At 68.2% G+C, this 26,977-nt stretch carries 24 protein-coding genes and 2 pseudogenes; 10 read left to right on the top strand and 16 right to left on the bottom strand.

Going from position 1 to position 26,977, the window contains the following annotated elements; genetic code table 11:
• Window positions 1–248: pseudogene (locus tag ACLN58_RS04615) on the bottom strand (succinyl-diaminopimelate desuccinylase); the annotation flags it as partial.
• 58 nt (window positions 249–306) lie between these two features.
• Here ACLN58_RS04615 and dapD point away from each other — a divergent pair.
• Window positions 307–1,326 carry a 2,3,4,5-tetrahydropyridine-2,6-dicarboxylate N-succinyltransferase gene (dapD, locus tag ACLN58_RS04610; protein ID WP_415854104.1) on the top strand — a complete coding sequence of 340 codons (1,020 nt, stop codon included), beginning with the start codon at window positions 307–309 and terminating at the stop codon, window positions 1,324–1,326.
• An 80-nt stretch (window positions 1,327–1,406) separates the two neighbouring features.
• The gene (locus ACLN58_RS04605; RefSeq protein ID WP_415854103.1) at window positions 1,407–2,258 is read left to right on the top strand and encodes a hypothetical protein; all 852 of its coding nucleotides are present in this window, start codon (window positions 1,407–1,409) and stop codon (window positions 2,256–2,258) included.
• A gap of 18 nt (window positions 2,259–2,276) precedes the next feature.
• Here ACLN58_RS04605 and ACLN58_RS04600 read toward each other — a convergent pair whose 3' ends face one another.
• Both ACLN58_RS04600 and ACLN58_RS04595 read right to left on the bottom strand, forming a co-directional pair.
• Window positions 2,277–2,888 (bottom strand): hypothetical protein, encoded by a 612-nt coding sequence (locus ACLN58_RS04600; RefSeq protein ID WP_415854102.1) that lies wholly within the window; start codon window positions 2,886–2,888, stop codon window positions 2,277–2,279.
• Between the two features lie 257 nt (window positions 2,889–3,145).
• A complete protein-coding gene (locus tag ACLN58_RS04595; protein WP_415854101.1) occupies window positions 3,146–4,192 on the bottom strand; it encodes an IS110 family transposase in 1,047 nt (348 codons plus the stop codon).
• Between the two features lie 315 nt (window positions 4,193–4,507).
• On the opposite strand from ACLN58_RS04595, the pseudogene ACLN58_RS04590 reads away from it, so the two are divergent.
• Window positions 4,508–4,777, top strand: a pseudogene (locus ACLN58_RS04590) (IS110 family transposase); the annotation flags it as partial.
• 69 nt (window positions 4,778–4,846) lie between these two features.
• Here ACLN58_RS04590 and ACLN58_RS04585 read toward each other — a convergent pair.
• Both ACLN58_RS04585 and ACLN58_RS04580 read right to left on the bottom strand, forming a co-directional pair.
• The gene (locus tag ACLN58_RS04585; RefSeq protein ID WP_415854100.1) at window positions 4,847–7,123 is read right to left on the bottom strand and encodes an alpha-L-arabinofuranosidase C-terminal domain-containing protein; all 2,277 of its coding nucleotides are present in this window, start codon (window positions 7,121–7,123) and stop codon (window positions 4,847–4,849) included.
• Complete coding sequence (locus ACLN58_RS04580) at window positions 7,120–8,076, bottom strand: glycoside hydrolase family 43 protein (protein ID WP_415854099.1); 957 nt, start codon at window positions 8,074–8,076, stop codon at window positions 7,120–7,122. The genes ACLN58_RS04585 and ACLN58_RS04580 overlap by 4 nt, the downstream gene beginning before the upstream one ends.
• Before the next feature lie 118 nt (window positions 8,077–8,194).
• Here ACLN58_RS04580 and ACLN58_RS04575 point away from each other — a divergent pair, with 118 nt between their 5' ends.
• Entirely contained in the window at window positions 8,195–9,217 is a 1,023-nt protein-coding gene (locus ACLN58_RS04575; protein WP_415854098.1) for a LacI family DNA-binding transcriptional regulator, read from the top strand.
• Between the two features lie 8 nt (window positions 9,218–9,225).
• On the opposite strand, the gene ACLN58_RS04570 is transcribed toward ACLN58_RS04575, so the two are convergent.
• The 5 genes from ACLN58_RS04570 to ACLN58_RS04550 form a co-directional block, all read right to left on the bottom strand.
• Complete coding sequence (locus tag ACLN58_RS04570; RefSeq protein WP_415854097.1) at window positions 9,226–10,044, bottom strand: carbohydrate ABC transporter permease; 819 nt, start codon at window positions 10,042–10,044, stop codon at window positions 9,226–9,228.
• Window positions 10,041–10,997: a carbohydrate ABC transporter permease gene (locus ACLN58_RS04565; protein ID WP_415854096.1), complete on the bottom strand. Its 957-nt coding sequence runs from the start codon at window positions 10,995–10,997 to the stop codon at window positions 10,041–10,043. Before ACLN58_RS04565 ends, ACLN58_RS04570 begins: the two co-directional genes overlap by 4 nt.
• Before the next feature lie 71 nt (window positions 10,998–11,068).
• Entirely contained in the window at window positions 11,069–12,346 is a 1,278-nt protein-coding gene (locus tag ACLN58_RS04560) for an ABC transporter substrate-binding protein (RefSeq protein WP_415854095.1), read from the bottom strand.
• 15 nt (window positions 12,347–12,361) lie between these two features.
• A complete protein-coding gene (locus ACLN58_RS04555) occupies window positions 12,362–13,252 on the bottom strand; it encodes a family 43 glycosylhydrolase (RefSeq protein ID WP_415854094.1) in 891 nt (296 codons plus the stop codon).
• A gap of 229 nt (window positions 13,253–13,481) precedes the next feature.
• The gene (locus tag ACLN58_RS04550; RefSeq protein ID WP_415854093.1) at window positions 13,482–14,054 is read right to left on the bottom strand and encodes a TetR/AcrR family transcriptional regulator; all 573 of its coding nucleotides are present in this window, start codon (window positions 14,052–14,054) and stop codon (window positions 13,482–13,484) included.
• Between the two features lie 122 nt (window positions 14,055–14,176).
• Here ACLN58_RS04550 and galE point away from each other — a divergent pair, with 122 nt between their 5' ends.
• The gene (gene galE / locus ACLN58_RS04545) at window positions 14,177–15,193 is read left to right on the top strand and encodes a UDP-glucose 4-epimerase GalE (protein ID WP_415854092.1); all 1,017 of its coding nucleotides are present in this window, start codon (window positions 14,177–14,179) and stop codon (window positions 15,191–15,193) included.
• Between the two features lie 88 nt (window positions 15,194–15,281).
• Here the strand turns inward: galE and ACLN58_RS04540 are convergent, their stop codons facing one another.
• The 3 genes from ACLN58_RS04540 to fdxA form a co-directional block, all read right to left on the bottom strand.
• On the bottom strand, window positions 15,282–16,565 hold the full coding sequence (locus ACLN58_RS04540; RefSeq protein WP_415854091.1) for a citrate synthase: 1,284 nt from the start codon (window positions 16,563–16,565) through the stop codon (window positions 15,282–15,284).
• A 130-nt stretch (window positions 16,566–16,695) separates the two neighbouring features.
• Window positions 16,696–17,886, bottom strand: a complete 1,191-nt coding sequence (gene dapC, locus ACLN58_RS04535; RefSeq protein ID WP_415854090.1) for a succinyldiaminopimelate transaminase — start codon at window positions 17,884–17,886, stop codon at window positions 16,696–16,698.
• 2 nt (window positions 17,887–17,888) lie between these two features.
• Complete coding sequence (fdxA, locus tag ACLN58_RS04530) at window positions 17,889–18,212, bottom strand: ferredoxin (RefSeq protein WP_307965278.1); 324 nt, start codon at window positions 18,210–18,212, stop codon at window positions 17,889–17,891.
• A 175-nt stretch (window positions 18,213–18,387) separates the two neighbouring features.
• Here fdxA and ACLN58_RS04525 point away from each other — a divergent pair, with 175 nt between their 5' ends.
• Together ACLN58_RS04525 and ACLN58_RS04520 are read left to right on the top strand one after the other, a co-directional pair.
• A complete protein-coding gene (locus ACLN58_RS04525) occupies window positions 18,388–18,660 on the top strand; it encodes a hypothetical protein (RefSeq protein ID WP_415854089.1) in 273 nt (90 codons plus the stop codon).
• Between the two features lie 173 nt (window positions 18,661–18,833).
• A complete protein-coding gene (locus ACLN58_RS04520; protein ID WP_415854088.1) occupies window positions 18,834–19,376 on the top strand; it encodes a hypothetical protein in 543 nt (180 codons plus the stop codon).
• A gap of 3 nt (window positions 19,377–19,379) precedes the next feature.
• On the opposite strand, the gene ACLN58_RS04515 is transcribed toward ACLN58_RS04520, so the two are convergent.
• Window positions 19,380–20,654 (bottom strand): MFS transporter, encoded by a 1,275-nt coding sequence (locus ACLN58_RS04515; RefSeq protein ID WP_415854087.1) that lies wholly within the window; start codon window positions 20,652–20,654, stop codon window positions 19,380–19,382.
• A gap of 58 nt (window positions 20,655–20,712) precedes the next feature.
• On the opposite strand from ACLN58_RS04515, the gene ACLN58_RS04510 reads away from it, so the two are divergent.
• On the top strand, window positions 20,713–21,204 hold the full coding sequence (locus tag ACLN58_RS04510) for a helix-turn-helix domain-containing protein (RefSeq protein WP_415854086.1): 492 nt from the start codon (window positions 20,713–20,715) through the stop codon (window positions 21,202–21,204).
• Window positions 21,205–21,431: 227 nt separating this feature from the next.
• On the opposite strand, the gene typA is transcribed toward ACLN58_RS04510, so the two are convergent.
• Window positions 21,432–23,357, bottom strand: a complete 1,926-nt coding sequence (typA, locus tag ACLN58_RS04505) for a translational GTPase TypA (protein ID WP_415854085.1) — start codon at window positions 23,355–23,357, stop codon at window positions 21,432–21,434.
• 122 nt (window positions 23,358–23,479) lie between these two features.
• Between typA and ACLN58_RS04500 the strand changes: the two genes are divergently transcribed.
• The gene (locus ACLN58_RS04500; protein ID WP_415854084.1) at window positions 23,480–24,406 is read left to right on the top strand and encodes an SGNH/GDSL hydrolase family protein; all 927 of its coding nucleotides are present in this window, start codon (window positions 23,480–23,482) and stop codon (window positions 24,404–24,406) included.
• A gap of 176 nt (window positions 24,407–24,582) precedes the next feature.
• On the opposite strand, the gene ACLN58_RS04495 is transcribed toward ACLN58_RS04500, so the two are convergent.
• Entirely contained in the window at window positions 24,583–26,355 is a 1,773-nt protein-coding gene (locus tag ACLN58_RS04495) for an ABC transporter ATP-binding protein (RefSeq protein ID WP_415854105.1), read from the bottom strand.
• Window positions 26,356–26,516: 161 nt separating this feature from the next.
• On the opposite strand from ACLN58_RS04495, the gene ACLN58_RS04490 reads away from it, so the two are divergent.
• Window positions 26,517–26,977: PH domain-containing protein (locus ACLN58_RS04490; protein WP_415854083.1), on the top strand; the 461-nt coding region annotated here is incomplete at its 3' end.

Genomic DNA, 26,977 nt, shown 5'->3' with positions numbered 1-26,977 from the left:
GGCAGCGGGACCGTGTCGAGGTGGCCGGCGAGGATCACGCGCTCGGCGAGGCCCAGCTCCGAGCGGGCCACGACGGAGTCGCCGTCGCGGAAGACCGCCAGACCCGGCAGGGCCCGGAGCGAAGACTCGACGGCGTTCGCGATGGCGTTCTCCGTGCCCGAGACGCTCGGGATATCGAGGAGCTCGGCGGTGAGAAGGGCCACGTCCTGGGTCAGTTCGAGGGTCACGGAAGTCACCCCAGCAAGCATAGTCCCGGGAGTGACCGGCGTTTCGGCTCGGGGCGGGGCCGCTCGATAGACTTGCCCCATGACTGAATCGCCCGCCGCACCCCGCTCTGCCCACGGCTTCGGCCTCGCCACGATCGCTGTCGCGTCCGGTGCCGACGGAGCCGGGATCGCGACGGTGCTCGACGTCTGGTACCCCGCACCCGCGCTCGGCACTGCGGCCGAGCACTTGAGCGACGACGCCGTCGTGGACGCGGCCCCGGCCGAGCTTGTCGCGGCGGCCCAGGCCGGCGACGACGCGGAGCGCGGCACGCAGCTCAAGGTCGTGTTCGTCCAGATCGACCTCGACCAGGCGCCCGCCGACACCGCGGATGTGTACCTGCGCCTCCACCTGCTCTCGCACCGCCTCGTGAAGCCGAACACGATCAACCTCGACGGGATCTTCGGCAAGCTCCCGAACGTCGTGTGGACGAACTTCGGCCCGTGCCTCCCTGACGGCTTCGAGTCCACGCGCGCGCGGCTGCGCCCCCGCGGGCCTGTGACCGTGTACGGCGTCGACAAGTTCCCCCGCATGGTCGATTACGTCATCCCGTCCGGCGTGCGCATCGCCGACGCCGACCGGGTGCGCCTCGGCGCGCACCTCGCCGAGGGCACGACCGTGATGCACGAGGGCTTCGTGAACTACAACGCCGGCACGCTCGGCACGTCGATGGTCGAGGGCCGCATCTCGGCTGGCGTCGTGGTGGGCGACGGCTCGGACGTGGGCGGCGGGGCCTCGATCATGGGCACGCTCTCCGGCGGCGGCAAGGAGCGCATCACGCTCGGGGAGCGCGTGCTCCTCGGCGCCAACTCCGGCGTCGGCATCTCGATCGGCGACGACTCCGTGGTCGAAGCGGGCCTCTACGTGACGGCCGGCACCCGCGTGCGCATCAGCGGTTTCAAGGACGCGTTCGGCGAGAACGCCGAGAAAGTCGTCAAGGCCGCCGAACTCTCGGGCCAGCCGAATCTCCTCTTCCGCCGCAACTCGACGACCGGTCAGGTCGAGGCGCTCCCGCGCAACGGCCAGACCGTGTCCCTCAACGAGGCGCTCCACGCCAACTGACCCTTCGGACCCGACTCAACGATCCCCGACGCCGCGCCGGTCCTCTCCCCGGCCCGGCGCGAGCAGCTAGGAGCCCCCGGATGGCCAAGGCACGCGCCGTGCGGCGCACGCTCACCGTCCTCGTGGCCCTCGTGCTCGCGGGCGTCGGGGTGTACATCGCCTCGGCGGTGCTCAACCGGAGCGATGCGCCGGTGGTCGAGGGATGCACGGCGATCGCCAACGGGAACAAGCAGAGCCTCGCGACGGATCAGGCGGCGAACGCGTCGCTCATCACGGCGCTCGCGGTACGCCGCGGCCTCCCAGCCCGCGCAGCGACGATCGCGATCGCGACGTCGATGCAGGAGGCCAAGCTCCGCAACATCAACTACGGCGACCACGCGGGGCCGGATTCGCGCGGCCTCTTCCAGCAGCGGCCGTCGCAGGGCTGGGGCACCGAGGATCAGCTCATGGACCCCGTCTACGCGACCAACGCGTTCTACGACGCACTCGTCAAGATCCCAGGCTACGAGACCCTCACCGTCACCGAGGCCGCGCAGAAGGTGCAGCGCTCCGCGTACCCCGAGGCCTACTCGCAGCACGAGGACCTGGGCCGGGCCTATGCGTCCGCGCTCACGGGGAACTCGCACGCGTCCCTCGACTGCGCGCTGCGCAAGCCGGACTCGGCTGGCGACCCCATCGCGTTTCGGGCCGCCCTCACCCAGTCCTACGGCGCCACGCCCGCGAGCGTCGCCGCGGGCCAGACCGTCACCGTGCGGGCGGACAGCGCACTCGCGTGGTCGGTCGCGCAGTGGGCCGTCGCGAACGCGAAGGGGCTCGCCGTGGCGCGCGTCGACGTCGACGGTCAGGCCTGGGTGCGGGAGGGCAACAAGGGCTGGACGGACGCGCAGACCCAGCCCGGCGTCGTCGTCATCACGCTCGCGCCGGCGCCTTAGGCTCGGCGCCCGGCGCCTCTAGATGATCATCTCCAGCACTGGGGTGAGGTAGCTCCGGAGCACCTCCGGATCGTCCATGAGCGACTGGCTCATGATGACCTTGTCCGCGTTCACGAGCCACGCGCGCTCCTCGGCGAGCGGCAGCTCGATGATGGTGAGGGTGAAATCCTTCGCGGCCGGCCCTACTTCGAGCTGACGCTCGGCGACGATCTCCTGGAAGACGCGCGTGTCTCCGCGGGCCTCGCGCTGGGCCTCGAGCCGCTCGTAGTCCGCACGCCGCTCACGCGCCCACGTGAGCGCGGCGCCGAAATGCGCCTGAAGTGAGCGCTGGAGCGCGGGGGCCTCGCTGAACCCCTCAAAATCCGGCGGCGACGCCTCGGGAACCATGTCGGGATGGTTCTCGATGAGCCGAGACCACCAGACCTCCCACTCGCGGCGCAGGGCGCCGAGGCCGCCCACGTGCTGCGTGAGCTGGTGATGGTCCGATTCTCTGATCTTGGGGTGCGCTGGGGCGAGCGGCGGAAGCCCGGCCCCGACCAGTCCGGCATTGTCCTTGAGATAGAGGGCAAGCAGCATCGGGCCAGAGGTGTCCACGGTGATGCGCCACCCGGGCCCATCTGTCTGGTGCATGGTTTGACTCCTCGCGTACGTTCGCGTGTGGCGCCAGTCCGCATTCCCAGTGTATTCCTTACGGTTTTTTAGGTGCGGTTCGAGGTGTTCCGTAGGCTTCTGACCGCCCAGGGGTACCGGGTATGGCTCTGTGTTTTTCGCCGTTGGTGTGGCTGAGCCGGAATGGCCGCCCGGTGCCCCGCGACAGCTCGACCGCTGACCCTTCTATGCCTTGAGGTCAAATCGGGTGGGGTCACCAGCGGGCGCGGTTTGGTCGGTCAGGTCAGGATCCGGTTCAGGCATCGGAAGAGCTGGCGGGCGATGTAGCGCTTGAGGCAGCGGCGGATCTCTCGCCGTGACTTGCCCTCGAGGGTTCGGCGTTCGACGTATGCGCGTGTCTCGGCGTGGTTGGACATGCGGACGCGTGCGATGACCTCGAGAGCGCGGTTGAGCTGGCGGTCTCCGCCGCGGTTGAGCCGGTGGCGGACGGTGTTGCCGCTGGAGGCCGGAAGCGGTGCGGCACCGGCGAGGGCCGCGAAGGCGGCCTCGGACCGGACCCTGCCCTTGTGGGAATACGCGGTGAGGACGATCGCTGCGCTGACGGGCCCGACCCCGTGGACGTCGAGCAGCCCGGGCGCGAGCTCGTCTACGTGCTTTCCCAGCGCCGTGTGGTTATCCTCCATCTGGCTGGTCAGGTCGATGACGGAAGCAGCGAGCCTTCGGCCCTCCTCCCGGATTGTCCGCATGGCGGTGTCGTCACTGGGACGTGCCCGCCAGGCCGCCACGGTGCGCACCTGCGCGTCAGTCAGCGGCTTCCTGGCGTCGACTCCAAGGTCGAAGCTGCGCAGCAGCGCGGTGAGCATGTTCCGGTCAGAGGTCCTGCGGACGTCGATCGCCCGACGGGCCACGAGCAGCACCCGCAGCGCCGAGCGGAGCCCGTCTGCCCTTGGGGCAGCCAGCGCTTCCGCTTCGGAGGCCAGAGCCGTTCGGGCGGCCGCGACCGCGTCGATCTCATCGGACTTCCCTCTCCCGGCGCGGGAGGCGCGCCTGGGCGGGCGGACGTCGCAGACGGCGATCCCTTCGGATTGCAGCGTGCGGGCGAGGTTGGCCCCGTAGGAGCCTGTGCCCTCGATTGCGACAAGCACGTTCCCGGCGGTGCGCCGTTGGATCCAGGCCACCGCCCGACCGAGGCCGGCCGGGCTTGTTGGGAATGTCGCGCTGTCGGCGGTGCGTCCCGTGCCGGCGTCGAGTATCGCGTAGGTGTGGGTGCGGGCGTGGGTGTCCACGCCGATGACATGTTCGTATCGCTCTGCCACGATGGTCACCGCGGCGGCTCCTTCCTTGCCGAGGGATACTGCCGTGCGGCGTCGGTCTGGAGAGGAGCTGTTGCGAGGCGCATCTCTAACGAGCCACGCGAGCCGGGTGCACCGGGACGCGGGCGACCTTCTATCAAGCCATCGGAACAGGCCAGACCGACGCCGACCCCGCTCCACGGGCAAGTCAGCGGAAGGGCACCCCGAGGGGGCCAGATAGAGACCGAGCCACGCGAAGCAGGGCCGGACGCCAGTCTGCCAGCCAGTCCCAGACCAGCCTCTTCGATTAGAGATTGAGAAGTGCGAGACCGATCGCTGTGTAAGGACATGACGGCGAGGTTGTCCGCTGGGCACCGTGTTGCCCCATCGAGAGGAACGGAGGTGCCCGTGGCAGAGCTGTGGGCCGGGATCGACGCAGGCAAGTCCCATCACCACTGCGTGGTGATCGACGCTGAAGGGCGCAGGCTGCTCTCGCGGAAGTTCGCCAACGACGAGGCCGAGATCCTCGCCCTTGTCGGCGACGTGCTCGGTTTGGCCGACGGTGTCGAGGTCTGCTGGGCCACGGATCTGAACCAGGGCGGGGCGGCACTCCTGATCAGCATCCTCTTTCCCAACAGCCTGAGTCGGGAGCGTCGCCACCCCGAGGAGCGGCCCGGGCGGACGATGTCAGGATCCGATAGGGAGCCGCGCGATAGTGAACGAGTATGGCTGGAGGACGATGCCTCCGCTCAGATCGGGATGGCTCGACTTCGCTGGCTCGCTGGGCGCCTCCTCGAAGGGCGCTCCCGCGTCCGGCGGCGCCTGGAGCACGACAAGCTCGCCTCCGCGCACCGGACGACCCGATGCGAGGGCGATGTCCACGCGCGCCACCTGGCCTGTGGCATTGACCGCCTTGAGGAATACGTCGCCGTCCGCGCTGCGCCGCACCGCTCCGACGCTGATCCGCTGTTCAGGCGTGCCGGGGTCGGTGTAGCTGTGGATGCGTTCTCCATCCGCGAAGCACTCGACCTTCGAGCCACGACCGCTGACGCGGATCTCGATGTCGACTTCAGACGCGTTTCGCAGTGGGACGGGGTCGACGAGCTCGTCGAGAAAGCCGTCGGTGCGGCGTTGAAGGCTGTAGAAGCGGTTCTCCCAGGTTCCGAAGTGCCATTCGTCGGCCCCCGAGCCGCTTTCGACGTCCCCGAACGCGATGACGAAACCGTCGCGGCCGTCCGCTAGCCCAGCGCGCATGGTCAGGGTGTAGTCCGCGTCTGAGGTGCCGATCTGCAGGGGCACGAAGCGGTCACCCCCGCTCACCGTCAGGTCCACCGGACCGGACTCGCCGATTCGCGCCGCGCTGATCCGAAGAGTGCCTGTGAGCGCCTTGACCGCGACTCCGGCCCGGGAGGTCCTCAGGCGCGACCAGGGCTGCGCGTCCGAGAGCTCGACGGGGAGAACGGTGTCCCCGGCGCTGCAGGAGTGCATCCGCTGAACGTGGTAGTTGAGTGTACGCAGGACCCTCTGGTTGTCGAAATAGATCAGGTCGGGAACCCACTGCGTGTTGTCGATCTTTGCCAGCAGGGGCGCGTACGACGCGAGCCGGACGATATCGCCGTTGCGCTCCATCCCGATCATGTACGCCGCTTCTGCGAGGGCGCAGAGCATCGTGTTCCCTTTGGAGCCGTACTCGCCCACATAGACCTTCGGCCCTGATCGGTCGTACCCGTCGAACCGGTCCAGGTTGCGGAAGTACCAACCGGGCGACTTGTACGAGTGCTCATCCATGATCGGCACTCGGAGCCGTCGGCCCACGTCCCAGCCTCGCTCGAAATCCCGGCCGAAGGGAAAAGGCCCTGCGGTTCCGATGACGCTGATCTCCGGGTGGGCGGATTTCACGGCTCGCAGGAGTCGCTCGAACCGATCGGTGAACTGCTCGGTGATCTCATCCTCGTTGCCGATGCCCAGGTATTCGAGTCCGAACGGCTCCGGGTGGCCCGCTTCAGCGCGAACACGTCCCCACCCGCTGTCCGCCGGCCCGTTGGCGTACTCGATGAGGTCGAGAACGTCGTCGATGTAGTCCGCGAATTCCTCTTCGGGGAGGGCATGCTGGCCGCCTGGGCTGTTCTGGCAGCAGACGCCGGCGGCGACGACTGGCAGCGGCTTGGCTCCGATCTGCTCGCAGAACCGGAAGTACTCGTAGAAGCCGATGCCCATCGACTGGTGGTACCCCCAGATGTTGGAATCCTGCCTGCGCGATTCGATCGGCCCGAGGGTGTCCTTCCACCGATAGAGATTCTCCGGGCCGAAGCCGTGCGCCACACAGCCGCCGGGAAAGCGGACGAAACGCGGGCGGAGCGCGGCTATCGCCTCTGCCAGATCAGGGCGCAGCCCGTTGGGGCGCCCGAACGTGTGCTCGGGGAAGAGCGAGACCAGGCTGAGGGCCACTGCCCCACCGACAACGGACAGCCTCAGCCGAGCCAGGAGATCGGCGGCGACGGGAGTCAGCACGTGGTGCTGCACACCGGGCTCGGGGGTCAATTCGACCTCGCACGCGGCGAGTGTCTCATCCTGTGCGCTGCTCAGCACGACCCGCACTGCTGCGGCGCCGTCGAGACCCGCCCCCGTCAGCTGCAGGCAATAGCGTTCACCCGCGGCAACGGAGATCCCGTCGTAGCCGGTGTTGCTGATGGCCGCTTCCGCCGCCCTCCCGTCCAAGACGACCCCGGGTTGGCCGTCCGGCTCACGCACATCGCCCGTGACCTCCCAGCCGGTCAGGGCGCCCCAGCCGGGTGCGTCCCGTTCGCTGAACGAGAAGGAACGGTTGCGGACCAGTTCCGCGTAGAGGCCACCGTCGGCCGAGTGGTTGATGTCCTCGAAGAAGACGCCCCAGAGGTCCTCGCTGATCGGGATGGGGTTGAGGTCGTCGATATCGGCGGTCAGTTCGATCGGCTCGGTATTCACAGGTCCGTCTCCGGGTAGGCGGCGATGAGGCGCTCTCGTTCGGCAGCGGTGATGGGTATCACCGAGCCATGACGGGCTCCCTCCGGGAGTCGGGCGCTCGCGACGTGCTCCCATTCCGCGTCGTGCGGCGAGCGACTGCTGTAGAGCTGATAGCCGCGGAGCTCGAATTCGTCGAGCAGAAGGTACGCCCCGCCTCCATCCAGAGCTGCGAACGGCGCCGGTCCCTCTGCATGGCGCTGGCTGCCGGCACCGAGGTCGCGGGCGACGGGCGCCCAATCGGTCGATGTCAGAGCGGTTCCCCGCTCCTGCGAAACGAAGCGCCACTCCTCACCCGGGCGGTTCGTGAGCGAGTCCGCCGTGAACCTTGAGAACTCATCGTGCCACTGAAGGAACGTCGCATCGATCACGTCGTGACCCGGATCCAGATACGTCGACGCCGGGGAGAATCGGGAGAAATCACGGGTCTCCGCGACGAGTATGCGCTGATGCCGCTCCTCGCGCCGGTCGGGGCCCTCATATACCGCACTGGCGAAGAACACCAGCCACGCGTTTCGCTCGCCCGACCAGAAGGCCTTGGGCGCCCACGCGTTCCCTGCCTCCGCTGGCGCGACAGCGGCCAGACGAGGACGCGACCAGTGAACGAGGTCGGTGCTGTCCCAGACCACAATCGACCGGCTGCCGTGGCGAACCGCCCGCGCCCAGTCGGCGTCCGGGTAAGTGCGTAGGTCGGTGGCGAGCAGAACGAATCGTCCCCGGCTGCCGTCCCTGAGGATGAAGGGATCGCGTACGCCGTGCTCCCCCACATCGGACCGGACGACAGGCCGGCCTCCGTTGAGCGGCAGCCACGTGCCGGGATCCCGTCGCGGCGTCACGGCGATGCGGACCTGCTCGGCGTCCGGCTGAGCGCCGTTTCCGAAGTACGCGAGGAGGAACCCGTCAAACCGCTCGTGCATTGTTGCCCCTTCCGAGACTGATCGGACCGCGAAGCTCGGCGCGCCCTGAATCCGCAGGATGTAACGTTATAGAAAACCGCCCCGCAACCGCCGGGCGGCGCCGGAGGGGAGAAGGTCCATGGTCACGATCCGCGACATCGCAAAGGCCGCGGGCGTCTCGCCGATGACCGTGTCCAATGTTCTGAACAGTCGGCCGCACGTGAAGGACACGACACGTGAGAAGGTGCTGAAGACCATCGATGAACTCGACTACCGCGTCAATGTCGCGGCGCGGAACCTGCGCCGCGGCCGCACCCACACCATCGGGCTCGCCGTCCCCGAGGTGGACCGCCCGTACTTCGGCCAGCTCGGTGCGGCCGTCATCGAACACGGCGCTCGACACGGCCTCCACGTCGTCATCGAGCAGACAGGCCGGTCGAAGGAGAATGAGCTCACGGCGCTGGCGCTCTCGAGGCTGCGCTTGTACGACGGCCTCATCCTGAGCGCAGTCGGCCTCGGCGAGTCCGACGTGGACCTTCTGCGCGTGGACTTCCCCGTCGTCATCCTGGGAGAGCGCATCTTCCAAGGACCCGTCGACCACGTCGCGATGCCGAACATCGAGGGCGCCCAGGCCGCCGTGGGCCGCATGATCGAACGGGGCTGCCGCAGGATCGCTGCCCTGCACGGGGCCATCACCGGCGACGTCGACGCCTCGAGCCTCCGCCACGAAGGCTATCGCCGGGCGTTGCGGGAGCACGGGATCGACGAAGACCCGCAGCTCACTTTCGTGCTCGACGATTTCTCTCCCGAGGGCGCCGCGAAAGCCGTCGCGGACGCGATCGCCGGGGGAGCACGCTTCGACGGGCTGTTCTGCGTGACCGACTATGTCGCCCTCGGAGCGGTGCGGGCGCTGGCGGACGCGGGGATCGCGGTCCCGGGGGATGTCAAGGTCATGGGCTTCGACGACGTGCAGGCCAGCAAGTTCCTGACGCCCTCCCTCTCCAGCGTGAACCCGTCTCATGACCTGATGGCGGCTACGGCCGTCGACCTCCTGGTCGCGCGGATCGAGGGCAAAGCGGGGGATCCGGTCGAGTTCGTCGCCCCCTTCGAGGTCATCGAGCGCGAGTCGACCGCAGGTGGCGCGCTCGCACCGTGCCGATAGGGCGGGCATCATCCCTTGACGCTGCCGCTGACCAGACCACTGACGATCTGGCGCTGCGCGAAGATGAAGAAGATCACCATCGGGATCAGGACGATGACGCTGAGCGTGATGAAGGCCGGCCAGTCGGTTGTGAACTGTCCTACCGCCGTGTAGACCTGCAGCACCAGCGTCTGCTTGTCGGGGGAATTGATGAAGACGTTCGGGGTGATGAAGTCGTTCCAGACCCACATGGTCTGGAAGACGCCGACGGTGACCAGGATCGGACGGATCAGCGGCAGTGCCACTGACCAATAGACCCGGAACGGGCCGGCACCGTCGATCTTCGCCGCCTCGAACAGTTCGAGCGGAAGGGTGCGCATGTAGCCGATGATCAGGAAGTAGCAGAAGATCGCGCCGCAGGAGTACATGATGATGAGTCCGTTGAGCGAGTCCACGAGCTCCACCCCTGCGAGCATGCGATAGAGCGGGATCAGGGTCGCCTGCCCGGGCACCACAAACGCCACCACGAGGACCATTCCGATGATCGCGGCGAGGCGGCCCTTGCCGATGAGGACGCCGAACGCCGCCATCGAGCCGACCAGGAGCATCAGCGCGACCGAGACCACCGTCACGTAGACCGTGTTGAGGAAGCTCTGGAAGACCGGGATCGTCTGGAAGACGTGCACATAGTTGCCGAAGTACGGCGACGCGGGGAGGGCCAGCGGGTTCGCAGTGGACTCGGGCTGGGTCTTCAGCGTGTTCACCAGGATGTAGTAGAACGGCACGGCTACCAGGCACGCGACCGGGATCATCACGATGCTGAGGATGATGCCCCTGTTCTTCTTCATGAGTAGCGCTCCTCGAGGCGGCGGGAGATGACGAGCTGCAGGGCGATGACGATCCCGACTGCCAGGAGGAACATCACGCTGAGGGCGGAGGCCTTTCCGATGTCAGACTCGGCGATGCCGTTCTCGATGATCGACTGCGTGAGGGTTCGCGTCGCGAATCCGGGGCCGCCATGCGTGAGCGTGAAGGGCAGGTCGTACACTTTCAGCCCACCGGTGAGCAGAAGGAGCTGGCTGACCGTTATGGCCGGTGTCAGCAGCGGCAGCGTCAGGCTGCGGAACTCCTGCCATCGACCGGCGCCGTCGAGTTTGGCGGCTTCGAAAATGTCCGAGGGAAGACTCTGCAGGTACGCGAGGTAGAGCATGGCGTGCCAGCCTGTCTGCGCCCACACGGCCACCAGGATCACGCCGAACTGGGCGAGGGCATCGTCTGACAGCCACGGGATCGGGGCGATCCCGAGCTGCCCGATCACGGAGTTGATCACGCCGGACCCCAGCGGCGACAGGATGAACGTCCACACCAGCCCGAGCAGGGCAACGCTCGGTACTGCGGGAAAGAAGAACACCGAGCGCACGAAGTTCCGGCCGACGAAGCGTCTGTTGAGCACCAGGGCCAGAGGGATCGCGAGGACCGTGACCACGACAGTCGTCACGAGAGCGTAGGTGAGCGTGAAGCCGAGTGCGGAGAGCATTGACGGGTCGGAGAAGATCCGAACGTAGTTCCTGATGCCGATGAAGTGGGGGCTCGACTCGTAGCCGTTGTAATCGGTGAAGCTGTAGTACACGGACTGCGCCATCGGGATCAGGTAGAGCACGACGAAGACCACGGTGATCGGGAGCACGAACCAGTAGGCTGCGAAGCCTTCCCTCGCGCGCCGGAACCTTCTCCGCACGCGTGGGAGCGAGCTCATCTGGGCGGCTGTGGGGAGCCGTTCGGCAGTGGTTGCATTGGCCATGATGGAGCTTCCTTGGATCTGGCAGGCGTCTGAGGGTGGGCCGGCTGGGGGGCCGGCCCACCCTCCCGCTGCTACTGCAGGGACTTCAGCTTCGCGTCCATCCCCTGAGCGAACTGTTCCGGGGTGATCTTGCCGGAGATCGTCTGCTGGAGCAGCGCCACCGACTCGGGGGTCATTGCATCGGCGTGCGTCGGCCAGTTCACGGCGGGGAGGTAGAACTTCCCGTCGCGGACCGCAGGTGCCATCGTCGAGAGCGAGGGGTCGAGCGACGGAGTGAAGTCGCCGGTCGTGGTGATCGACTGGGTCTCCTTCTGGTAGAGCTCGACTCCCTTCTTGCTCTGCAGGAACTCGACGAACTTCTCTGCGCCGGCGGTGTTCTTCGCCTTCGCGTTGATCGCGTATCCCGGCGAGACGGCGCCGCACCAGTACAGGTCGCCCTGCGGGTTGGGGACCGGGAGGTAGTCCAGGTGGAGGTTCGGGGCGGCCTTCTGGATGCCTCCGAGGGCCCAGGAGCCGGTGCCGATCATGGCCACCTTGCCCTGCTCGAACTGCTGAAGCACCTGGTCGCCGGTGAGGCCCGCCGCGGTCCGAGGCTCGATGCCCTTCTCAAACAGCTCGTTCCAGGTCTTCAGAGGGTCGGTCCACGTCTTCGCGAACGTCGTCTGGCCCGCCCAGATCTGCTCGTCCATCTTCCCGCTCATGCCGGCATTCTCCACCCCGAGCAGCGCCGAGAGGGTGACCGGGATGCCGTCGGAGGCCTCATAGAAGGCGGTGACGCCGGAGTCCTTGAGCTTCGTGCCGAGATCGATGAAGTCCTGCCAGGCCTTCGGGGGCGTCGTATAGCCTGCCTTGGCCAGCAGATCCTTGTTGATCAGGATGCCGCCGCCCCATGAGGCGATCGCCGCGCCGTAGACCTTCCCCGACTTGGTGTAGGTGTCCTTCGCCGCACCGGAGATGTTGGAGATCCACGGTTCGCCGCTGAGGTCCTTCACGAAGCCTCCGTCCATGAGCTGAGTCTTGTTCTCGGCTGTGATGATGAACACGTCTGGCGCGGTGTTGGAGCCGAGCTGCGTCTGCAGCTTCTGGACGTACTGGGTGACAGGCGGCGTGTACGAGGCCTCGACCGTGTAGCCGGGGTTCTCCTTCTGGAACTCGTCGATCAACGGCTGCATCGTGGTCTGCGGATCCCAGGACAGGAACGTGACTCTCTTCGACTCGGCGCCGGAGCCGCTGGAGCCGCTGGAGCAGCCTGTCAGCGCAGCCACCGCTGTGGCAACGGCCATGAGCGCGACAACAGTCCGCCGTGCTACTCGATGCCGGGTCGGCCCGGATGAGGTGGTGAGCGACATTGCTTTCTCTTTCTCTTAGTCGAGAGTTTCGGGTAATGCGTCAGAGGTCAAGAGGATTGCCGATCGTCCTGGAGTGACCGGCTCCAGATCGCCGGAGGGAAGGTGCCGGAGCGGATCGATCACGATCTCGCGATGGAAACCGTCCCCATCCGGAACGGCGAAGCGGTGATACGCGATCACCCAATCGTCCGTGCCCGGAAGTCGAAGGATGGAGTGGTGACCTGTGGCCAGAATTCCCTCGTCCGGTCGCTGCTCGACCAGCACGCCGTGGTCCTCCCAAGGACCGAAGGGACTGGCTCCACGGGCCCACCTCACGCGGTAGGACGGGTCGCGCGTATCGTTCTCCGACCAGGACAGGTAGTAGGTGTCTCCACGTCGGTGCAGATGCGCGGCCTCACGGAAGGTGGGGTGGCTCCACGAGACGACCGAAGGCTCCTCGATGCTGAGCATGTCATGGCTCAGCCGGGCCACATTCGCGACGGAGTTGCCCCAGACGAGATAGCTGGCACCGTCGTCGTCCGTGAAGACGGAAGGGTCGATGGCGCGACCTGGAAAGGCCCCGCTCGCGATGATCGGACCGCCGGAATCGATGAACGGCCCTACCGGGCTCATCGAGACGGCCACGCCGATGTTGTCGGCCGCCGTGAAATAGAAGTAGTAGAGCCCGTTCTTCTCGGCGACCGCCGGCGCCCACGCGAACCGGTCGGCCCAGGCGACGTCGCTCACGAGATCGAGGATCTGCCCTTCGTCGACCCATTCCCGGAGGTCAGCCGACGACAGCACACGGAAAGTCGTCGACGACCAGTCCTCTGCCCCATCCGTCGTCGGGTACAGGTAGTACCGTCCACCGAACGCCGCCAGCGCCGGGTCGGCGTAGAAGCGGCCGGCGCGATCACGTGAACCCATGTCGGCTCTCCCATCGTCGTTGATGTCGATATGTATCGTTACAGGACTTGTTCTGTGTATCGTTACATGTAGGGTCGACGAAACGCAAGCATCGGTGGCCAAATCGTTACCAGCCGGCATCAGGGCACAAGCGGTCGCGGCTTCGGGCTTCTGGCTTCTGGACATTCGCGGGACACCCGCAGGGCCGACAGGCGTTCCCTCGGGTTGACTTTCCCGTTGAGATTCCGGCTTACAGAATCGAGCCCCGACCGAGAGTCGCGGCCTGCGCGTGGACGACGGCGACGCACAGCTCCGCGTCGAGCCACCGCCCGTGCACGAGGGCGTGCAGCGAGAGACCGTCCGCGGTCGCGAGCAGCCGCTCCGCCTCGGCGACGAGCTGGTCCCGGTCCGCGTCCGGCATCGCCTCCAGCACCGAGCGCCCGACGGCGGACGCGATGCGCCCGTGCGCGGCGTCCGCGACGGGGACGAGGGCCGGATCGGTGCGTGCGGCGAGGCGGAAGGCCATGAAGACGCAGAGGTCGACGGCGCGCTCCTCGTCGAGCGGGAGGAGTTGGCACAGTTGCGCTACGACGCCGTCCGCAGCCTCGACGCGCTCTGCCACGGCTTCGGCAACCGCGGTGAACGCGTAGACCCTGAGCTCCTCCGCGGTCTCGAAGTAGTGGCGCACAGAGCCGACCACGAGGCCAGCCTCCCCCGCCACCTCGCGCAGGGACACTCGCGCAAGGCCGTCCGCGGCCACGATCCGCTTGACGGCCTCGACGATCTCACGACGGCGCTCGGCCGCGTCGACGAATCTGGGCACCTACCCTGTCTAGCACAGCATTGCGGTATCGCTTTGACAGCACGGCCGTGCTGCGTCGCGTTCAGGTGTCACAGCGCCCTGGGGGCGCGGACCAGCCGGGCCCCGCCCCCTAGGATGGACCCATGCGTATCCTTGTGACCGGCGGCACCGGCTACATCGGCTCCCACACCGTCCTGACGCTCCTCGAGGCGGGGCATGACGTCGTGGCGGTGGACAACCTGGCGAATTCGAGCGAGGAGGCGCTGCGCCGCGTGGCTGAACTCGCCGGTCGGGAGGCCGCGTTCGTCCAGGCGGACATCACCGACGAGGCCGCCCTCGACGCCGTCTTCGACGCGCACTCCCCCGAGGCCGTGATCCACTTCGCGGGCCTCAAGGCCGTAGGCGAGTCCGTGAGCATCCCGCTGGACTACTACTACAACAACGTGGCCGGAACGATCGCGCTCCTGCGCTCGATGGACCGCCACGACGTCCGCACGATCGTCTTCTCCTCCTCCGCGACGGTCTACGGGGAGCACAACCCGTACCCGTACGTCGAGAAGATGGAGATCGGCGCCATGAACCCCTACGGGCGCACCAAGGAGCAGATCGAGGACATCCTGGCCGACCTCGGCGCCTCGGACGAACGCTGGCATATCGCACTGCTGCGCTACTTCAACCCCGTCGGGGCGCACCCGTCGGGCCGCATCGGCGAAGACCCGCAGGGCATCCCGAACAACCTCGTGCCGTTCATCGCCCAGGTCGCGGTGGGCCGGCGCGAGAAGCTCATGGTCTTCGGCGGCGACTACGAGACGCCCGACGGTACCTGCCAGCGCGACTTCATTCACGTCGTCGACCTCGCCGAGGGCCACGCCGCCGCGCTGCGCTACCTCGAGGGCCACGCTGGCGTGTACCGGTGGAACCTCGGCTCGGGCCGAGGCACGTCCGTGCTCGAGATGCTCCGCGCGTTCGAAACTGCCGTCGGCTCGCCCATCCCGTTTGAGATCGTCGCCCGCCGCGCCGGCGATCTGCCCGCCTTCTGGGCCGACCCCTCGTCTGCGCTGGCGGATCTCGGCTGGTCCACGACCAGGACCGTGGCACAGATGTGCGAGGACCATTGGCGCTGGCAGAAGAACAACCCCATGGGCTACGCGACCGCCTGACCGCCAGCGCACAACGACTGAGTACGACGACGGCCGGCGCCTTCCGCTTGGAGGGCACCGGCCGTCGTCGTTGGTGAAGCGGTGGGCGTTAGCGGACCGGGTAGTCTCGCTCCGGCTCGCCGATGTAGAGCTGCCGCGGGCGGCCGATCTTGGTCTGCGGATCCTTGATCATCTCGCGCCACTGGGCGATCCAGCCGGGAAGGCGGCCGATCGCGAAGAGCACCGTGAACATCTTCTCGGGGAAGCCCATCGCCTTGTAGATGAGGCCCGTGTAGAAGTCCACGTTCGGGTACAGCTTGCGCTGGATGAAGTAGTCGTCCGCGAGGGCCTTCTCCTCGAGCCGCATAGCGATGTCGAGGAGCTCGTCGTTGCCGCCGAGCTTGCCGAGGATCTCGTGCGCGGTGGCCTTGATGATCTTCGCGCGGGGGTCGTAGTTCTTGTAGACGCGGTGCCCGAAGCCCATGAGCCGGACGCCGTCCTCCTTGTTCTTGACCTTCTCCATGTAGTCCTCAGGCTTGATGCCATCGGCCTGGATCCGGCGGAGCATGTTGAGGACGGCCTCGTTCGCGCCGCCGTGGAGCGGGCCGAACAGTGCGTTGATCCCAGCGGACACGGACGCGAACATGTTCGCGTTGGCCGAGCCCACGAGGCGCACAGTGGAGGTCGAACAGTTCTGCTCGTGGTCCGCGTGGAGGACGAGGAGCAGGTCGAGCGCCTTCACGACGAGCGGGTCGAGCTCGTACGGCTCGGCCGGAAGGCCGAAGCACAGCCGCAGGAAGTTCTCCACGAGGTTCATGGAGTTGTCCGGGTACAGGAGCGCCTGGCCGATCGACTTCTTGTGTGCGTAGGCCGCGATGACCGGGAGCTTCGCCATGAGGCGGATGGTGGACAGCTCCACTTGCTCTTCGTTGAACGGGTCCAGCGAATCCTGGTAGAACGTCGACAGCGCCGACACCGCCGAGGACAGCACCGGCATGGGGTGGGCGTCCCGCGGGAAGCCCGCGAAGAAGCTCTTGAGCTCCTCGTGCAGCAGCGTGTGGCGACGGATCTTCTGGTCGAACTCCTCAAGCTGCGTGGGCGTCGGCAGGTTGCCGTAGATGAGGAGGTAGGAAACCTCGAGGAAGCTCGAGTGCTGTGCCAACTGCTCGATGGGGTAGCCACGGTACCGGAGGATGCCCTCGTCGCCGTCGATAAAGGTGATGGATGAGGTGGTCGCCGCCGTGTTCATGAAGCCGGGGTCGAACGTGACGGCCCCAGTCTCCTTCAGAAGCTTCGACACGTCGTAGCCGTCGTTGCCTTCGACCGCGGCGATACGGGGGAGGGTCAACTCCCCGCCTTCATGGCGCAGGGTGGCACCGTTCTTCTCAGTCATGGTTCCCCTTACATGGGTATGCTCGCAACAGTCCAAAGCTACTCCCGAGGGCGCACGCCCGACGAATCGGTACTCCCCGTCCCGCCGATCGCGGACGACATGAAAGCGCGCGTGGCTGGGGGCGGGCGCCCTAAGACCGCGTAAGACGCTCGACGGCGGCATCCACCCGCTCGTCGGTTCCGGTGAGAGCCACGCGGACGAAGCCCTCGCCGTCGTCGCCGTAGAACACGCCGGGCCCCGCGACGATCCCGCGCTCCGCGAGACGACCGATCGTTGCCCACGTGTCCTCGCCCGCGGTGCACCACAGGTAGAGCCCGGCCTCGGAGTGGCTGATGCGGAGGCCGAACGCCTCGAGCACCGGCACGAGCCGCTCTCGGCGCCCCCGGTAGCGGTCCTTCTGGGCCTCGACATGGGCGTCGTCGCCGAGGGCCACGCGCATGGCCTCCTGCACGGGGTACGGCATGATCATGCCCGCATGCTTGCGGCTGTTGACCAGATTGGGCATGAGCTCTGGCGCGCCCGCCACGAACGCGGCGCGGTAGCCGGCGAGGTTGGACTGCTTGCTGAGCGAGTAGACGCTCAGGAGCCGCGTGAAGTCGCCGCCGCTCACGCGGGGATCGAGCACCGAGGGCACGGGCTCGCCGCCGCGCTGAACGTCCCACTCCCCCCAGCCGAGCTCGGCGTAGCACTCGTCCGAGGCGACGATGGCGCCAAGGCCGCGGGCGTCGTCGACGACGGCGCGCAGCTGGTCCGCGTCCCGCACAGCGCCCGTCGGGTTGGCGGGCGAGTTGAGCCACACGAGACGGACGCGCGCGCGGGTCGCCCCGTCGAGCTCCTCGAGGCTGTCCGCGGCGACCGCGGAAGCGCCCGCGAGGCGGGCACCGATGTCATAGGTGGGGTAGGCGACGCGCGGGCGGACCACGACGTCCCCCGGCCCGAGGCCAAGGAGGAACGGCAGCCAGGCCACGAGTTCCTTCGAGCCGATGGTCGGCATGACGGCCTGCTCATCGAGGCCCTCGACGCCGCGCCTGCGGGAGAACCAGTCGACGACGGCCTGGCGGACTCCGGGGGTGCCGTGGACGGTCGGATAGCCCGGGGCGTCGGCGGCCGCGCGCAGCGCGTCCTGGACAAGCTCGGGCGTCGGGTCGACGGGCGTCCCGATCGAGAGGTTGACGACCCCGTCGCGGTGACGCCGCGCCGTCTCAAGGTACGGAGCCATGGACTCCCACGGGTAGTCCGGAAGATCGAGTCCGAACGCGCGCTCGGTGTCGAGGCCGGCCCAGGACTCGCGGGAATCAGCCGCGCCGCTGCCGCTCTGCACGCTCAGTCTTGGTTCTGCGGCGGCAGGGCGGACACGAGGGGGTGGTCCTTCCCCGTGTTGCCCAGCTTGGCCGCACCGCCAGGCGAGCCGAGGTCGTCGAAGAACTCGACGTTGGCCTTGTAGTAGTCGGCCCACTCGTCCGGGACGTCATCCTCATAGTAGATGGCCTCGACGGGGCACACCGGCTCGCACGCGCCGCAGTCGACGCATTCGTCCGGGTGGATGTAGAGGGATCGCTCGCCTTCGTAGATGCAGTCGACCGGGCACTCCTCGACGCAGGCCTTGTCCTTCACATCCACGCATGGCTGCGCGATCACGTATGTCACTGCTGCACCTTCTGACGAACTTTCGCTGATGGACCCGTCCGCCGGTCAGTCTTCCCGGCCGGACGAGCCTATTATCGCTCCGCGCGCACACGCCAATCCACACGACCTAACCGGGCGCGTCGCATAGCAGGCCATTCCGTCACACGGCGTAGCATCCCACTCCTAGGATGGATGCGTGCCGACACCAGACCGCCCAGCCCGGCCCGTTCGCGGAGCCAACCCCGCGGACATCCTCGCCTCGCTCGCGGTGGGAACGCGCGTCGTCGTGCGCCACCGCATCGAGGGTGGGCTCACGGACGCCCTCGGGGAGCTCGTTCGGCTCACTGACTCCGAGGCGACGATTCGCACGCGGCACGGAGACGCAACAGTCCGCCTCGACGCCGTCGTCGCCGCCAAGCCGGTCCCACCGCCGCCCGCCCGTCGTCACACGCCGTCAGAGAACTCGTAGTCCACTCCCCTTGTGTGACGAATATCACGCGATCTAAGATTTATCCATCAAGATGATTTATTGGCGACGGGGCCCCTGTGCCCCGCGTGCCGGGCAGCGGAAGCCTTCGGGCGCCCCGCGTGCTGCTGCTGGGAGGCAGGCAACGACACCAACGTCAGAAGCAGAGCACAGCCATGTCCATCCGAGATCGGCTCGCAGCCTGGAGCCCAGCCCCCACTCACACACCCTCTTACACGGTCCGCGAGATCTTTCCTCAGGATCATCGCCATCGTGTCCCCCGCTTCTCCGCCCTCGCCGCATCGGTCGTGGAGCGCGGACTGCTCGTCGAGGCCACCGAGGACTTCCTCGGGCGGGCCGGCGCGACGGCCATCCACGCCGGGGCCCGGTTCGGCGCGGTCCTCGAGCTCGTGGCCCGCACCGCCGACGGCGTCCTCCAGCGGGGCCGCCAGACGCTCTGGACCGTGCAGACCGCCGAATGCCAGTTGAGCGCCGACCGCACGGGCCGCGCCGCCGCGAGCCTGACGCTCGGCGCCCCCTCGCTCTCGCTCATCCTCGGACTCATCCCGGCGGATCCCGGAACCGAGATCCGTCTGGTGCGGGCTTCGTGGTCCGAGCTGCTCGTGAGCGACGTCGAACACGGCGTCACGAACCGCGTCCCCGGCTCGTGGACCGTCTTCGACGGGACGTCGCGCGAGCGGCCGGTCGCGGCCGGGTAAGCCTCACTCACCCTCCGCGTCCGGGAGCCTCCGGAGGCGGAGGAACGGGCCGGTTGCCACCGGCACGCAGGAGAGCGCCGCACCCGCCACGCCGATCCAGAGCGTCGGGGCCAGTCCGATCCGTTCGCCGAGCCAACCGCCCAGGAGGCTCCCGATCGGCATAACACCCCACACGACGCACCGGATCGAGGCATTCATCCGCCCGAGAAGTCGGGGCGGGCACACGCGCTGCCGCATGCTCACCTGCATGACGTTGTAGACGATCACGCCGAAGCTCATGAAGAACTCGCCCGCGCTGAGCAGCACGAGGGCGAGTGGCCCCGGGCCGGCCGCGAGCGCGAGCGGGAAGAGGACCACGGAGAGCGCGCCCACGGTGAGCCCGAGCGGGAGGAGCGGGCCCTCGCCGATGCGCGCGGCGAGGCGCGGAGTCACGAGCGCGCCGATGATGCCGCCCACGGAGCCGATCGAGAGCATCGTGCCGAGCCCCACGGGCCCGAAGCCGAGCTCGCGCAGGATCACGAGCGGCATGAGCACGTACGTGATGGACGAGAAGAGGTTCGCGACCGCGGTGCTCGCCACGACGCGGCGGATGAGCGGATGCCGCACCACGAAGCCCGCGCCGTCACGGATTTCATGTAGCAGGTTGCTTCCCTCGACCCGCTCGGGCTTCGTCTCCGCGTCGCGAACCCGCGTGAGGCACAGCGCCGAGACCAGATAGCCGCCCGCCTCGCCCGCGAAGAGCACCGGCGCGCTCACGAGCGTGAGCAGGAATCCGCCGAGCGCCGGCCCACCGAGCCGCGAGACCTGTGCCGTGGCTTCGAGCTTGCCGTTCGCGTCCGCGACGAGCTCGCGCTCCACGAGCAGCGGGATGTAGCTCTGGTACGCGACGTCGAAGAACACCGTGGCCACGCCGACCACCGCTGCGACGGCGAAGAGGTGCCACATCCGAAGCTCGCCGGACCACCACAGGAGCGGGACGGCAAACATGGCTGCCATGCGCACGAGGTCAGCGCGGATCATGGTGCGCCGCTTGAGCCAGCGGTCCACCCACGCTCCGGCGGGCAGCCCGACGACGAGGAACGCGGCCATGGACGCCGCGTTCAGCACCCCGAGGTCCATCTCCCTCGCGCCGAGCAGGTTCACCGCGAGGACGGGCAGCGCGAGCTGGCCAAGCTGCACGCCCATCTGGCTCACGCCCTGCCCTGCCCAGAACGCGAGGAACGAGGGGCGCCGCGCAAGCGGGGTCGCCGCGCCGCGCTCGATGGAAGGAAGTGCCACGCGGCCAGTCTGGGGCAGTGATTGAGAAGTGTCAATCACTGCCGGGTAGAGTGGATCCATGTCCACGTCCGACGACGCCGCGAAGGGCCGCGCGCTCGGCTCTCCCCTGCGGCTGCGCATCCTGCGCCTGTGCCTCCACAACGCGCGCACCAACAAGGAGATCGCGGACCTCCTCGGGCTCAACCCGGCGTCTACGCTCCACCACGTGAGGACGCTCGTCGCGACCGGCTTCCTCGAGCCGCAGGCCGAACGGCGAGGCCGGCGAGGGGCGCGCGAGGTCCCCTACCTGGCAACCCGCCGCTCGTGGGGGCAGCACGTCGACGACGTGGGTCCCATCCTCATTGAGACGTTCGTCCAGGAGACGGCGGCACTCCCGCCCGAGGACTTCGAGGTCTGGCGCCTCGGCCTCAAGCTCAACGAGGAGCACCGCCAGGCGATGCTCGCGAAGCTGCGCGCGATCGTCGACGAGTACGCCGAGCTGCCGAGCGATCCGGACGGGCGCGCGACCTCGCTCATGATCGCCCACCACGCGGACCCGACCGCGGACTGAGCCCACCCAACCATCCAGGGGTCACCTGATGTGGGTGGTGGCCCGTTCAGGGGTCGCCTGATGTGGGTGGAACCCACGGGACGTGACCCTTGAACGAGGCGCCACCCACGGGACGTGACCCTTGGACGAGAAAGCGGACGACGGCGGGTGGGCACCCGCCGTCGTCCGCTAACTGAAACTGCCACTCACCTCAGCGGCCGCGCCTCGCCTCAGGTGCCGACCCCGACTCAGGAGCGGGCGCGCGACCGGCTCGCCTTGAGGCGCTCGTTGGCGTCGAGGATGACCTTGCGGATGCGGATGTCCTCGGGCGTGATCTCGACGCACTCGTCCTCGCGCGCGAACTCGAGGGACTCCTCGAGCGTGAGCGTGCGCGGCGGCGTGAGGCCCTCGAAGTTGTCCGCCGTGGAGGAGCGCATGTTGGTGAGCTTCTTCTCCTTGGTGATGTTCACGTCCATGTCATCCGCGCGCGAGTTCTCGCCGACGATCATGCCCTCATACACCTCGGCCGTGGGCTGGACGAAGAACGTGCCTCGCTCCTGGAGGTTGATCATCGCGAACGGGGTCGCGACGCCCGCGCGGTCGGCCACGAGTGAGCCGTTCGTGCGGTACTCGATCTCGCCGGCCCACGGCTCGTAGCCCTCGGAGATCGACGATGCGATGCCGGCGCCGCGGGTGTCCGTGAGGAACTTCGTGCGGAAGCCGATGAGGCCGCGCGACGGCACGATGAATTCCATGCGGACCCAGCCCGTGCCGTGGTTCGACATGTTGGTCATGCGGCCCTTGCGCGCCGCGAGGAGCTGCGTCACGGCGCCGAGGTACTCCTCGGGGACGTCGATCGTCATGTGCTCCATGGGCTCGTGCACGTGGCCGTCGACCCGCTTCGTGACCACCTGGGGCTTGCCGACCGTGAGCTCGAAGCCCTCGCGGCGCATCTGCTCGACGAGGATGGCCAGCGCGAGCTCGCCACGGCCCTGGACCTCCCACGCGTCGGGACGCTCGGTCGGCAGGACGCGGATCGAGACGTTGCCGATGAGCTCCTTGTCGAGGCGGTCCTTGACCTGGCGGGCCGTGACCTTGGCGCCCTTGACCCGGCCTGCGAGCGGGGACGTGTTGATGCCGATGGTCATGGAGATCGCCGGATCGTCGACCGTGATGAGCGGGAGCGGCTGCGGGTTCTCGAGGTCCGTGAGCGTCTCGCCGATCGTGATGTCCTCGATGCCGGCGACGGCGACGATCTCGCCCGGGCCTGCCGACTCGGCGGGCACGCGCTCGAGCGCCTTCGTGGCGAGGAGCTCGGTGATCTTGACGGTCTTGAGCGTCCCGTCGTGGCGGGCCCACGCGACCTGCTGGCCCTTGCGCAGCGTGCCGTTGTAGATGCGCAGGAGCGCGAGGCGGCCGAGGAACGGCGACGCGTCGAGGTTGGTCACGTGCGCCTGCAGGACGCCCTCGGGATCGTACGTCGGCGCGGGGATGTGCTTGATGATCGTCTCGAACAGCGGCTCGAGGTTCTCGTTCGCGGGGACGGTGCCGTCCGCGGGCTGCTCGAGCGAGGACGCGCCGGCGCGGGCCGCGGCGTACACGACCGGGACGTCGAGGACCTTGTCGAGGTCGAGGTCGGGAACCTCGTCCGCAAGGTCCGAGGCGAGGCCCAGGAGGAGGTCCATGGTCTCGTGGACCACCTCGTCGATGCGCGCGTCGGGGCGGTCGGTCTTGTTGACCACGAGGATCACGGGCTTGTGCGAGGCGAGGGCCTTGCGGAGCACGAAGCGGGTCTGCGGGAGCGGACCTTCGGATGCATCGACTAGGAGCACGACGCCGTCGACCATCGAGAGTCCGCGCTCGACCTCGCCACCGAAGTCGGCGTGGCCCGGGGTGTCGATGACGTTGATGAGGATGCCGTGGGGCTCGCCGACCTCAGCTGCCGCAGGACCGCCGTACTGGACGGTCGTGTTCTTGGCGAGGATCGTGATGCCCTTCTCGCGTTCGAGGTCGCCGGAGTCCATGACGCGCTCCTCGACCTCGCCGTGCGAGGCGAACGAGTTGGTCTGCTTGAGCATCGCGTCGACGAGGGTCGTCTTGCCATGGTCGACGTGCGCCACGATGGCAACGTTGCGGAGGTCGGTACGGGACGCGGTGGACACAGTTTCAGTCATTCGCTTCGGGCTCGATTCGGTGGGTCGCGGCAGTCCGGCGCCTGACAAAGCTCGAACGGCTGAGGCACAACGGAACGGACCCTCTTCAGGGCCAGCGATTCTATCTTACGATGGATCTACGAGTGCCGATTCCCGCGGAGGGCCGGATGGACCTAATTAGCCCACTCGACCCGGGAATTGCGCGGGCCGATCTGAGCCTGCGTCGCGCCCGGCGCGCTGCCTGGACCGGCATCGCCGTCCTCCTCGCAACCCTCGCCGCGAGCGGGTGCGCGGCGCCCGCGGCCAGCACCTCGGTAGCCGACAACCCGCCGTCGTCCGCCCTTGGGGCACGCGTCGCGGCCGCCGGATTCGTACCGCTCACGCTCAGCACAAGCCTGCCCAAGGGCTTCAGCAGCGCCGCGCCGGATCAGCTCCCGCTCGGCTCGATCTACTTCAACCCGGCCGACGGGCGCCGGGAGGTCGTGCTCGGGAGCCTCGCGAAGACCGCCGTGCTCATCGGCGACTCCCAATCCGAGCCCGCGGACAGCTGGGTGCGGCGCGGGCTCGAGCAGGCGGGCTACGCGGTCTACTTCGCGGGGCGCGGCGGCACCGGCTACACGGTGTCGAACCTGGCCGTCCGCGTGCACGACTACGTCACCGCGCTGCGCCTCGGCGATTGGCTCCTCCCCTATGGGGACCCCGCGCTCGTGGTGGTGCAGGGCGGCGGGAACGACGCCACGCAGCGCTCCACGGACGCCGCCATCGCGCACGGCGAGTCCTCGCTCCTTGCGGAGCTCGCGCGCACGTATCCCTCCGCGAAGAAGCTCGTGGTCGGCACCCTCGCGAAGTCAACGGCCGACGGCGGGGGGCGGCGCAGCGAGGTCGACGCGCTCGTGGGGCGCACCACGGCGGAACTCGGGGTCCCGTTCATCGCATGCGGCGACTGGATTTCCCGCTACGATCTCGCGAGCCAGCTTGCCGACGGCGTCCACCTCAAGCCCGCGGGCAAGGCGCGGCTCGCCCCCGTGCTCGCGGAGGCGATCAAGGCCAAGGGATTCGGCATCGACTGACCCGGGGGCCAGACGACTGACCGGGCGCACAAGCCGGACAGGTCTGCAGCCAGCCTGTGGCGCCGGGAGGAAGTCACCCAATCGCTCAGTAAGTCCCATTGAGGGTGACTTCGTCGCGAGACGGTGACTTCCCCTGCCGATGCCGCTTAGCTCGATGCCGCTTAGCTCGATGCGGCCTACTCGATGCCGCTCGCGAGGAGCAGCTCGCGGAGCTCGCGGCGCTCGCGCTGCTTCTCCGGATCCGGGAGCGGGACGGCCGCGAGGAGGCGCTGCGTGTAGGCCTCCTGCGGGTTGCGCAGGATCTGATCGCGCGAGCCCTGCTCGACGATCCTGCCGCGCTGCATGACGCAAATGTGATCCGCGAGGACGTCGATCACCGCGAGGTCGTGGGTCACGAAGAGCGCCGCGAAGCCGAGCTCCTTCTGGAGCGCCTGGAAGAGCTCGAGGACCTTGGCCTGGACCGAGACGTCGAGCGCGGACGTGGGCTCATCCGCGACCATGAGCTTCGGCTTGAGCGAGAGCGCGCGGGCGATCCCGACGCGCTGCTTCTGGCCGCCGGAGAGTTCGTGCGGGTAGCGGTTGCGGTACGAGCGGGGCAGCTCGACCTGGTCGAGGAGCGTCTCGACGCGCTTCTGCAGGTCCGCGCCCTTCGCGACGCCACCGAGGAACATCGGCTCGCCGATCGACTCGCCGATCGGGAGGCGCGGGTTGAGCGAGGACGAGGGGTCCTGGAACACCATGCCGACCGAGCGGCGGATGTCGTGGAGCTCCTTCGAGTTCTTCTTGAGGCTCGAGATCTCCCGGCCCACGACCTTGAGCGAGCCCTCGGCGACCGGGAGGAGGCCGACGGCGGCGCGACCGATCGTCGTCTTGCCCGAGCCGGATTCGCCCACGAGGCCCACGACCTGGCCCGGGTACACGACGAGGTCGGCGCCCTCGACTGCCCGGAACGCCGGGACGCGGCCCTGCTTCGGATACTCGATGGCCACGCCCTTGAGCTCGAGGACGGGGGCACCGCGCCGCTCGACGGCGGCCTCCGCCTCGGCGAGGGCCGCGCGGTTCTCCTTCTCGCGCTCGGCGAGCTCGGCGGCGTCGACGGCCTCGAGCTCGGTGTGGGTCGCGGCGGCCAGCGCGGCCGTGATGTCGACCTCGGACTCCGACTCAGAGCCCTGCCCGAGGTGCGGCACAGCGGCGAGGAGCGCCTGCGTGTACTCGTGCTGCGGGCTGTGGAAGATCTGCTCCGCGCTGCCCGCCTCGACGATCACGCCGCGGCGCATGACCGCGATGCGGTCCGCGAGGTCGGCGACGACGCCCATGTCGTGCGTGATGAGGATGACCGCGCTGTTGAGCTTGTCCTTGAGGTGCCGCATGAGGTCGAGAATCTCGGCCTGGACGGTCACGTCGAGGGCGGTCGTGGGCTCATCGGCGATGAGGAGCTTGGGATCGCACGAGAGGGACTGCGCGATCATGGCGCGCTGGCGCTGGCCGCCCGAGAGCTGGTGCGGGTAGGACTTGAAGGCCTTCTCGGGGTCCGGAAGCTCGACGAGCTCGAGCATCTTGATGGCGCGGGCCCTCGCCTCGTCCGGGGAGACCGGGTTGTGGAGGCGGATAGTCTCCACAATCTGGTTCCCGATCGTGTAGACGGGGTTGAGCGCCGTCATGGGCTCCTGGAAGATGACGGCGACGTCGTTGCCGCGGACCTTTCGGGTCGCCGAGCGGTCCTTGCCGAGCAGCTCCTGGCCCGCGAGCTTGACGCTCCCGGCCACGCGGCTGTTCGACGGGAGGAGGCCGAGGAGGGCCATCGAGCTCGCGGACTTGCCCGAGCCCGACTCGCCGACGATCGCGAGGACCTCGCCCGCGCGCACCTCGTAATTGAGGTTGATCGCCGCCGGGACCCATTCCTTCTCGACGCCGAAATCGACGCTCAGGTCCTTGACCTCGAGCACCATCTGGCCCTTCACCAGATCGCCCCCGATGCCACCGCCCTTCGCGGAGCGGCGCGACTTTCCTGCCATGCCGAGGTTCTCAGTCATCCTCTGCTTTTCCTTCCGTGCACCGTCCCCGCCGGGCTGCATTGGCCCGAAGGACGGAATCCTGAATTATGGGGGGCATGAGCGCTCTGCAGCATGCCGGTCCGGTCGACGTCTTCAAGGCCCGCAGCAACAAGGCCCTGGCCATCATGCTGTGGGCGCTCGCGGTGTTCGGGGCCGTGGTCACGGTGGCCCAGTCCGGCCTCGTGGGGCTGCGCTTCGCGGCGCCGCTCGCCCTCATGGCGTTCGCCGGCTGGGCGCTTTTCTGGCGACCCGCCGTCGTGGTGAGCGATGCCGGCGTCGAACTCGTCAACCCGCTGCGCCGCATCGGCGTGCCGTGGGAGGCGCTGGCCTACGTCGACACGAAGTACGCGCTCACCCTCGGGACCGAGTCGGGCAAGTTCTCGGCGTGGGCCGCCCCAGCCCCGGGAGTCCTCGGAGCGCGCCACGCCCGCCCCGAGAACCTCAAGGGTCTCCCCGCGAGCGCCTACGGACCGTCCCAGTCCGTCCGGCCGGGCGACCTCCCGCAGACCGTCTCCGG

The organism is Sinomonas sp. G460-2 (assembly GCF_047759905.1).
Lineage (GTDB): Bacteria > Actinomycetota > Actinomycetes > Actinomycetales > Micrococcaceae > Sinomonas.
The sequence above is the reverse complement of the archived record's forward strand: the minus strand, read 5'-3'. Positions and strand labels throughout refer to the sequence as shown.